General features: G+C 69.9%; 6 protein-coding genes. All 6 read right to left on the reverse strand.

The genetic code is table 11. The features are described 5' to 3' along the window. Positions 1 to 941 (reverse strand): ADOP family protein (locus tag ACH65_RS14690; RefSeq protein ID WP_049623366.1); only part of this gene is annotated, 941 nt, incomplete at its 3' end. Positions 942 to 954: 13 nt separating this feature from the next. After that, the gene (locus tag ACH65_RS14695; protein ID WP_049623367.1) at positions 955 to 2283 is read right to left on the reverse strand and encodes an ABC transporter permease; all 1329 of its coding nucleotides are present in this window, start codon (positions 2281 to 2283) and stop codon (positions 955 to 957) included. A gap of 151 nt (positions 2284 to 2434) precedes the next feature. Continuing rightward, positions 2435 to 3658 carry an ABC transporter permease gene (locus tag ACH65_RS14700; protein ID WP_049623368.1) on the reverse strand — a complete coding sequence of 408 codons (1224 nt, stop codon included), beginning with the start codon at positions 3656 to 3658 and terminating at the stop codon, positions 2435 to 2437. 1 nt (position 3659) lies between these two features. After that, on the reverse strand, positions 3660 to 4964 hold the full coding sequence (locus ACH65_RS14705) for an ABC transporter permease (RefSeq protein WP_049623369.1): 1305 nt from the start codon (positions 4962 to 4964) through the stop codon (positions 3660 to 3662). 13 nt (positions 4965 to 4977) lie between these two features. After that, positions 4978 to 6237: an ABC transporter permease gene (locus tag ACH65_RS14710; RefSeq protein WP_049623370.1), complete on the reverse strand. Its 1260-nt coding sequence runs from the start codon at positions 6235 to 6237 to the stop codon at positions 4978 to 4980. A gap of 9 nt (positions 6238 to 6246) precedes the next feature. Then, the coding region (locus ACH65_RS14715; RefSeq protein ID WP_049623371.1) for an ABC transporter permease at positions 6247 to 7506 on the reverse strand (1260 nt) is incomplete at its 5' end.

The following is a 7506-nucleotide window of genomic DNA, read 5'->3' on the forward strand; positions in this document are numbered from 1 at the left end:
CGGATGCCGATCTGCTTGCGCCGCTGTCCCACCCAGAAGCTCGCCAGCCCGGTAATGCCCAGCGCCGTGACCAGCATCAGCGCCAGGATGACGCCTACCAGCAGGCCGGCCATCGCGCGGTCGTTGCGGAAGAAGCGGCTGCGCAAGTCGCGGATCGTCTGGCTCTGGTCGGTGTTCAGCACCGCTTCCGGCGCCGCCTTGATGGCCGCCGCGCGCGCCTCGCGCAGCACGCGCCCGAGTTGCGCCGGCGGCGCGCGCAGGAGGAAGACGCCGTTGGAGTCGCCCTGGGCCAGCGGCACGAACACCGACCACTCCTCGGTACCCGGCCCGCTGTCGCCCGGATTGGGGCGGACCAGGTGGTCGATCACGCCGGCCACGCGGAAATGGTACGAACCGCCCCAAAACTCCTTGCCCAGTGCGTCCTGCCCGGGCCACAGATGGGCGGCGAAGGCGCGGGTGACCCACACCGGCGAATCCGGCGCCAGCCAGGTGCCGTCGGAAGGCTGGAAATCCTGCGACTGGAAGCGCCGCCCCTCGACCAGATGCAGCTCCAGCGCCTCGGCGCTGCCCGGCCCACCGGTGTAGAAGTGCGGCGTGCCGCCGCGTTGCTTGCCCGCGGCATCCAGCGTGACGCCGTTGTCGGCGACCCTGTCGCTGAACGGCGTAGCGTTGACTACCGTGGCCGACTGCACACCGGCCACGCCGCGCAAGGCGGCAAGCACGCGCCCGGCGAGGTCCTTGCCGCAGCTGACGCAATCCATCCGCACCAGCGCCAGCGAGGCCTCATCCACGCCGCTGGCGATATCCATCGCCTTCACGCGCGAGGCGATCAGGAAGCAGGCGTTGCACAGCACCGCGCAGGCCAGCGCGATCTCCAGCGCAATCAGCAAAGTAGCCAGGCGGTGCCGCCGCAGCGCGGCGATGATCGGTCGTATCTGCATCGGCCTTTCCTCCTCAAAGGGTCTTCAGCTGCAGCGCCGGCGCCACGCGGCTGGCGCGCACCGCTGGCAGCACGCCGGCCAGCAGGCTGGCGGCGATGGCCAGCGCGAAGGTGACCAGAAACATCGGAAGATCCAAATGGGCGAGGTCCGCGTACTCGGCCGGCTGCCGGCGCACCAGCCACAACCCGGCCAGCGTGAGCAGCCAGCCGCCGATGCCGCCGAGCAGGCCGATCAAGCCCGCCTCGACGAGGCATTGCTCGAACACCGCCATGCGCGAGGCCCCCAGCGCGCGCCGCACGCCGATCTCGCCGCTGCGGCGCAGGAACTTCGCCAGCAGCAGGCCGATGGTGTTGAACAGGCAGATGCCTAAGAAGGCGAACGCCAGCCAGGCCTGCAACCGCACGTCGCCGGGCACCACGCCGTTGTAGTCCAGCCAGCCCATGAGGCTGCGCAGCCGCGTGTTGCCGGCGTGGTTGAAGCGCCCCAGCGCCTTCTGCTGCGCGGCGTAGTCGGCAACGAACTGGCGGTAGGCGGCCACCTTGCCGGCATTGCCCAGCTCCACCCACAGGCCGATCCATACGCAGGGCCAGTTCTTCTGGCTCGCCTTGAGGTCGGTGCTGCCAGAGGCCCAGCAGGTGAAGATGCTGAAATGGCCGTCGTCGATGTCGAGCGCCGTGGCGAACGGCAGCATGACGTCCTGCGGCTTGCTGTAATAGGGCGAGGTCCTGCCATGCATGAAGCGCCCGCCATTTACCTCGTAGAACAGCGGCGAGGGCCGCCACCGCCCGAGCACGCCGACGATGCGCAGGTCGGTGTTGCCCACCCGCAGCGTCTTCCCCACGCTGTCGCCGCCACCGAACAGCTTGTTGTTGAGATCCTCGGAGATCACCGCCAGGCGCGCGTGCCGCGCGTCGTCCTCGGCGCGCCAGCCGCCGCCATAGCGGAACGTCGTGCCGAGCATCGGGAAGAAATCCGACGTGGTGGAAAGCATCGTCTGCATCGTCGCCGGCACGGAGGACGAGGGCGCGACCACCTGCGCGACGCTGTCGGCGACGAGCGCCTGGCGGTCGGCGCGATGCGCGCTCCACAGGTCCATGGCCGTGCGGTAGTCCAGCATGTCGACCGGCTCGTCCGTGTCCTTGTGCTCCGGGTAAGCGTCTACCTGCGGGTAGAAGATGCGCGCGCTGCGGCCCGGCAAGGGGTCCCCCGACAGCAGGTGCATCACCGTCAACGTCGTCATGCTCGCGCCGATGCCCACGGCGATGGCCAGCACCATCAGCGCGGTCAGCACCTTGTTGCGCTTCAAGCTGCGCAGGGCCAGGTCGAGGTAGTAGCCGAACATCCGTACTCCTTGTGCATCGCGTTGCGTTCTTTGCTTTGCTTCCCACGCCCTGTGGGAGAGGGTGGGTGCGGGCGGAGCGGGAGGCCACGCTCCGCCCGCGCCCTCATCCGCCCTTCGGGCACCTTCTCCCGGTGGGAGAAGAAAAAAAACATCACACCGAGCGCGTCGCCACCACCGGCGGCACCGCCGCGGCGCGCAGCGCGGGGCCGAGCACGGCGAGCTGGCCGATCAGCCACAGCGCGACGGCGCCCACCGGGAAATAGACGGCCGGCAGGCGCGGCAGCTCGTAGTGCGCCATCAGGAACAGGTTGATGCCATAGGCCAGCGCCATGCCGAGCACAATGCCGATGGTGGCGAGCAGGAAGTTCTCGGTCTGGAAGTAGTGCAGAATGTTGGCGCGGGTGGCGCCCAGCGCGCGGCGCACGCCGATCTGCCGGCGCCGCTGCGCCACCCAGAAGCTGCCCAGGCCGACGATGCCCAGCGCCGTCACCACCAACAGCGCCACGCACACGCCGGCGAGCAGGCCGGCCATGGCGCGGTCGTTCTGGAAGAACTCGCGGCGGATCTGCTCCAGCGTCTTCTTCTCCAGGATCACCCGGTGCGGGTCGGCCTTGTGCAGGGCCGCGCCGGCGGCGGCCATCACCCGCTCGCGCTCGCCCGGCGCGGCGCGCAGCACGTAGCGGCTGGCGTTGCCGGTGTTCATGCGCACGGGCAGGATCAGCGTCCACTGCGCGGTGGCGTCGCCGCCGAACAGCGCGGGGCGGATCAGCGCCTCGACCAGGCCCACCACCCGTATGGCGTCCTCGCCGAGGTAGACCGTCTTGCCCAGCGGGCTCTGCCCGGGCCACAGCTTCTCGCCCAGGGCGCGGGTGATCATCACCACCGCGTTCTGGGGCGGCACCTTCTGCGCCTTCTGCACGGTGTCGAAGTCGAGGTATTCCTCGGCCTGGAAGTCGCGCCCCGCGATCAGGCGGGCGCCGAAGGTGCCCACCACGTTCTCGCCGAAATACATGGTGGCGTTGAGCGTGGCCTGCTTCTGCGTCGGGTCGAGCTTGATGCCGCTGTTCCACGAGCTGTTGGTGAACGGCACCTCGTTGACCAGGGTGGCGGCGGTGACGCCGGGGATCTGCCGCAGCGCGGCCAGGTCCTCCTGCGTGCGCGCGTTGGCGCCGGGCTGCTTGCCGATGCTGGCCGCCTGCACCTGCACCAGCTCCTGCTCGGCCACGCCGCTTGGCATCTGCATGCGCTCCAGGCGCTGGCCGATCAGGAACACCGCGTTGCAGACGATGGCGCAGGTGAGCGCGATCTCCAGGATCACCAGCAGCGCGGTGATCTTGTGCCGGCGCAGGGTCGAGAGAATGGGCAGGATGTCCATGTCAGTTACTCTTCAGTTGCAGGGCGGGCGTGACCTGGCAGGCGCGCCAGGCGGGCAGCAGGCCGGCCAGCAGGCTGGCGGCGAGGGCGAGCAGGAAGGTGACCAGCAGCATGGCCACGTCCAGGTGCGCCAGCGCGGCGTAGTCGGAGGGCTGCTTGCGCACCAGCCACAGGCCGAGCAGCGAGAGCAGCAGGCCGGCGATGCCGCCGGCCAGGCCGATGGTGCCGGCCTCCACCAGGAGTTGCGCGAACACCGCATGCCGGGACGCGCCCAGCGCGCGGCGCACGCCCAGCTCCGGCCCGCGGCGCAGGAACTTGGCCAGCATCAGCCCCACCGTGTTGACCAGGCACACCAGCAGGAACCCGAACGCCAGCCACACCTGCAGGCGCACGTCGCCCGGCACCACCTTGTTGACGTCGAGCCAGCCCATGAGGTCGTTGAGGCGCACGTTGGGCGGGCGCACGAAACGGCCCAGCGCCTTCTGCTCCTGCGAGTAGTGCAGCAGGTAGTCCATGTACGCGGCGGCCTTGGCCGGGCTGTCCAGCCGTACCCAGAACTGCAGCCACACGCAGGTGGCGGCTTCCAGGTTGTCCTCGCCGCCGGACCCCTTGCCCCAGCAGTCCATCGAGCCGTTGCGGCTAAGCTTCAGGTCGCGCGAGGTGGCGAGCGGCACGAACACGCCCTCGTTGTCCGAGTAGCTGCCCGTGTTGAGGTCGTAGAAATGCGGCGCCGGCCGCCAGCTGTCGAGCACGCCCACGATGCGGAAGGCCGCGTCGTTGATGCGCAGCGTCTGGCCGGTGCTGTCCTTGCCCCCGAACAGCTTGTCGTTGAGCTTGCGCGAGATCACCACCACGCGCGCCTTGGCCTCGTCGTCGGCGCCGCCCCAGCCGCGGCCGTAGAGGAAAGGCACGTCGAACATCGGGAAGAAATCCGCGGTGGTGTAGCGCGCGTCCTCGAAGAACGGCTCCATCGAGGCCTGCGCCGGCTGGATCGGCACCGCGCCGCCGGTCATCAGCGCCTGGCGGTCGGCGCGTTTCGCGCGCAGCAGGTTCATGCCGTCGATCCAGCTCACCTGCGCGGGCGGGTCGCCGCCCTCGCGGTAGCCGTCCATGTCCTGCGGGTCGAGCTGCGGGTAGTAGAGCTGCGCGCTCCTGCCCGGCAGCGGGTCGCCGGAGAGCACGTGCAGCACGGTGAGCGTGGTCATCGAGGCACCGATGCCCAACGCGATCGCCAGCACCATGAGCGCGGTGAGCATCTTGTTGCGCTTGAGGCTGCGCAGGGCGAGGTCGAGGTAGTAGTGGAACATGGGTGCCTCCTGTCTAGGCGGCGCGGGTGGCGACGATGGGTGGGATGCGGGCGGCGCGGCGGGCGGGGCCGAGCACCGCGCACTGGCCGAGCAGTAGCACCAGCAGCAGGCCGGACAGCACGTAGGCCACCGGCAGGCGCGCCATCTCGTAGTGGCGCATCAGCCAGAGGTTGAGCCCCAGCGCCAACAGCACGCCGGCGAAGCTGCCGAAGACGGCGATCATCAGGTTCTCGGCCTGGAAGTAGCGCAGGATGTCGCCGCGGCGCGCGCCCAGCGCCCGGCGCACGCCGATCTGCCGGTGCCGCTGGCCGACCCAGAAGCTGGTGAGGCCGACGATGCCCGCCGCGGTCACCGCCAGCAGGATCAGGCACACGATGCCCATGAGGATGGCCATGCCGCGGTCGGCCTGGTAGGCGTCGGCGCGGATGTCGGCGAAGCTCTGCACGCTGGCCTCGTCGTCCAGCACGCGCATCGGGTTGACGGCGTACAGCGCCGGCGCCACCGCGCGCATCGCCTCGGCGAGCCGGCCTGGCTTGGCGCGCACGGCGTAGCGGGCATAGGCGAAGTCGATGCGCAACGGCTCGAGCACCGAGTTCCACGCGAAGGTGTCGGCCCAGGCGGCGTGGTTGTGCCCGCCGGAGATCTGCAAGCGCTCGACCACACCGACGATGGTGCTTGGGGTGCTGTCGTCGTCGAGATAGACCGTCTTGCCCACCGCATCACCCTGGGGAAAGAGTTTGTCGGCGAGCGCCTTGGTGACGATCACGATGGCCGGCTTGCGTTCGCCGCGCATGCCGTGGTGCTCGATGTCCGCGGCGGTGAAGGCGCGGCCGGCCACCAGGCGCAGCCCCAGCGTGTCGAGCGCGCGCTCGTCCACGGCGAAGTACGCCGCGTGCGCGCTTTCATCCTGCTGCGCCGGCTTGAGCCCGATGCCGCCGGTCCACATGCCGTCGCTCAGCGGCAGCGCCGAGGCGTAGGCTACCGAAGCCACGTCGGGCAGCCGGCGCAGGGCATCTAAGTCGGTGCGTTCCATCGCGTCCAGCTTTTCCAGCGAGGCGGCATCGTCGCCGCTGGGGGCGCCGACATAGCGCTGGGTGATCACGAACAGGTTGTCCTCGTCCACTCCGGTGGGCCGGTTCAGCCGCTCGATGCGCTGGCCGATGATGAAGACGGCGTTGCAGACGATGGCCAGGGTCAAGGCGATCTGCAGGGCGATCAGCGCCACGCCCGACTTGTGGCGGCGCAGTGCTGCGAGGATGGGGTGCATGCGCATGGGCCGCCCTCAGTTGGATTTGAGCTGCCAGGCGGGCTGCACCCGCGAGGCACGGTAGGTGGGGTAGAGGCCCGCGACCAGCGTGGCGGCCACGGCCACCAGCAGGGTCAGGCCCAGCAGGCGGGCGTCCAGCCGCGCCAGGCCGGCGATCGAGGGCGGCAGCACCCAGCCGATGCCGGCCACGCCGAGCCCGGTCAGCAACAGGCCCAGCACTCCGCCGGCCAGGCCCACCATCGACGCCTCCAGCAGGAACTGCGCGTAGATCTGCCGCCGCGGCGCGCCCAGCGCGCGGCGCACACCGATCTCGCCGCTGCGGCGCAGGAACTTCGCCAGCAGCAGGCCCACCGTGTTGACCAGGCACACCACCAGCAGGCCCAACGCCACCAGCAGCGAGACCTTGGTGTCGCTGGGCACGATGTGCTGGCTGTCCAGCCAGGCCGGCAGGTCGCGCAGGCGGTTGTTGGGCGGCCAGTGGAAGCGCCCGGCCCGCTGCTGCTCGCGCGCGTAGCCGTCCAAATACTGGCGATAACGCGCCACGGCGGCTGCGTCGTCCAGCTCGGCCATGTAGGCGATCCACACGCAACTCGAATGCTGCAGTCCGACAAAACCGGGCTCCGCCGGCGTCTCGTTGCAGTTGGTCGAACCATCATTGGCAATGCCGGCGGCGATGGCGGTCTGGAACGGCAGGAACACATCGTCGCTGCCGTCGTCGCCCCAGGCGCCGCTGTTGACCACGTCGTAGAAGCGCGGCGCGGGGTTCCAGCCGTCCAGCACGCCGACGATGCGGTAAAGCCGACCGTCCATGCTCACCGTCTTGCCCACGCTGTCGGCGCCGGCGTAGAGCTTGCGGTTGAGCTTGGCGCTGATCACCGCCACCTCGCTGCGCCGCGCATCGTCGGCCGCCGACCAGGCGCCGCCGTAGCGGAACGGCACCTCCAGCATCGGGAAGAACTCTGCGTAGACGCCATGGCCGGAGACGTAGAACGGGTGCTGCCCGGCCCGCGTGGGCACCACCGCGCTGGAGAAGCGGTACATGGCCGACTGCCGCGCGGCGCGGTGGTCGCGCATCAGGGCCATGGCGTCGGCATAGCCCAGCGCATTGGCCGGCTCGCCGTCGTTGAGCTTGGTCCACGACGGCCCCCAGTTGTCGACCTGCGGCACGAACAGCCGCGAGGATTTCCACGGGATGGGGTCGCCCGACACGGCGCGGAACACCGACCAGGTGGTCATCGACGCGGCCACGCCGAAGCCGATGGCCATCACCATCAG

It is taken from the genome of Frateuria defendens, from assembly GCF_001182895.1.
GTDB lineage: Bacteria > Pseudomonadota > Gammaproteobacteria > Xanthomonadales > Rhodanobacteraceae > Frateuria_B > Frateuria_B defendens.